General features: G+C 66.8%; 2 protein-coding genes and 1 pseudogene. All 3 read right to left on the reverse strand.

The window, feature by feature from the left end; genetic code table 11:
• A pseudogene (locus ACQKIP_RS45740) lies at window positions 1–615 on the reverse strand (hypothetical protein); the annotation flags it as partial.
• A 37-nt stretch (window positions 616–652) separates the two neighbouring features.
• Window positions 653–994 (reverse strand): helix-turn-helix domain-containing protein, encoded by a 342-nt coding sequence (locus tag ACQKIP_RS45745; RefSeq protein WP_365866462.1) that lies wholly within the window; start codon window positions 992–994, stop codon window positions 653–655.
• Window positions 991–2,127, reverse strand: a complete 1,137-nt coding sequence (locus ACQKIP_RS45750; protein ID WP_427745702.1) for a tyrosine-type recombinase/integrase — start codon at window positions 2,125–2,127, stop codon at window positions 991–993. Before ACQKIP_RS45750 ends, ACQKIP_RS45745 begins: the two co-directional genes overlap by 4 nt.
• Between the last annotated feature and the right edge of the window lie 5 nt (window positions 2,128–2,132).

The following is a 2,132-nucleotide window of genomic DNA, read 5'->3' on the forward strand; positions in this document are numbered from 1 at the left end:
GGGTGATCCGTAGGCGCCCTGCCCGGTCAACAGGTCCGGGCGGTCGGTCAGTTCGGCAGTAAGCGCGCGGAGTTGGAACGGCTTGGGCGCGGTCTGCTCGGCGATCTCCGTGAGCGTCGTCTCGTTCAGGCCGGTGTCCAGCTTCTGCAGGAGTGCGCAGATCCGAGCGGCGTTGTCGGTCTCTTGCGGGCGGTGGCGCTGGCAGCGCGGCTGCCCTTTGTTATCGCGGGCGGCCACGAGCAGATGCTTGCCGCAGACCGCGCAGGGCAGCCGCGAGGCGGTGCTGCGGACCTTGCCTCCGCAGTTGCCGCAGAGGCGGCGAGGGCCATCGACGCGAGTGAGAGCGTATTGCTGCCCGCAACCCGCGCACCGCGGGAGGACCAGATGTGTCGTGCCGTGCGGCTTAAGTGCGCGGATGAGCAGCTCAACCAGCCGAGGGCCTTCCGGAGCCCCGGACGTCAGCAAGTGCGGTGCGGCGTCCAGAGCCTGGGCGAGCCGACGCAGTTTGGCTCGAGTGTTCGCGATCTGGTCCACCGCCGCCTCGATGACGTGGGTGGGCAGTCCGGGCTCGGTGGCGGCGAGGACGTTGATGATGAGGGCCCGCGGGTGAGTCAAGAAGCGCGGTCCCGGGGCCGGGGTGCTGTGCGGCATGTCAGAGGATGCGGGCTCGCTTCGGGCGGAAGGGGCCGACGCCGTTCTCGGTCGGTCCGGTCGCCGGTCCAGCAGTTTCACCGGAGGCGGTCTTGCGCTGCCTGCCGGTGACGCGGACCGGCTCGATGAGTTCCTCCATGCGGCAGCCCAGGATGTCGAGCAGTGCCATCAGCACCTTCATGCTGAGGCGTTCCGGCCTCTCGGTGACCAGCCGGAAGACCTGGCTTGCGGACAGGTTGATGCCCCGCTCGATCAGCAACGGCCGCAGGTCGGTGGTGGAGAACATGCCGCGGGCCGCCATAAGGTCACGCAGGTGCCACTGATAGTCGAGTTTGGCGGTCATACCGTCTCCAGTTCCTCGGTGGTGAAGGCTTGGTCGAGGGCGTTGCGCATCATGGTGTTCATGAAGTCGGTGCTGACCCCGGTGTAGATGGCTGTCGTCGATGCGAAGCGGTGACCGACTTGTTCCTGTACGAACTTCGGATCAACGCCGTCCTCGATCTGGTGCGTGACGTGGCTGTGGCGCAGGCAGTGCGGAACGAGTTCCTTGTCGAGGCCGAGGGCATCACGGTAGGCGGCGAACCGGGTCTCGATCTCCCGGGGCTGGAGCCGGCCTCCGCGCTCGGTCAACCACACGGCCTTGCGGCTGGGGTGGTGCTTGAACCGTGGCCGGAGGTTGACGAGGTAGTCCTCCAGCGACTCCACGGCCCAGGGCATCACGCTGGCCACCATCCGGCGGCGCGGTCCCGAGCCTTTGGTCGCCTTGCCGTAACGGACGTGCATCATGCCGTACTTGCCCAGCTCCGGGGCCTTGGGGTTGCGGTAGAAGTCCGTGAGATCGAGCCGGGACACCTCCCGGCATCGCAGACCCCACCCGTAGATCGTCTTGAATACGGTGGCGTCCCGGTAAGCCGCCAGGGCGCCCTTACGGCCGAGTCTGATCGCTTCCTCGACGCGGTCGTCGGCGTAGTCGAACAGGGCCTGGCACTCTGCCCTCGTCAACGGCCTGCGTTCGGCGTCGCCTTCGTAGTCCTCCAGGTGAGCGGCGGTGTTCCACTCATGACAGATCTGGACGGGATGCGTACCGAATCGCGTTTCGCACTCCTCCGCCCACCGGTAGTGCGGCGACGTGATCAGTTCGCAGAATTGGCGGATCGCCCCCTGGTAGGCCCGGACGGTGGACCTCGCTCGCCCGAGCTCGGCGATCAGAGAGAACGACCACTCGTCCATGTGCGCGGCAGTCCAGTTCCACGGATATTCACCGCTGAAGTCCACGAACCGTCGCACGATCCGGCGACGATCGTCGATCGTCTCGGACTCCAGTCGACGGCCGCGTTGTTGCTTCTCCCAGCCGTCGAGCATCGCGTCCAGTACGGCGTCCTCCGGGTGGAGTAGGGATACCCCGCCGACCAGCTCGAGGCGAGCCGAACCCGGTGCTTCAGGGCTACGCCGAACCACATCAACCCCCCATTGCATCAGAG

The organism is Streptomyces sp. NPDC059900, from assembly GCF_050270335.1.
Classification (GTDB): Bacteria; Actinomycetota; Actinomycetes; order Streptomycetales; family Streptomycetaceae; genus Streptomyces.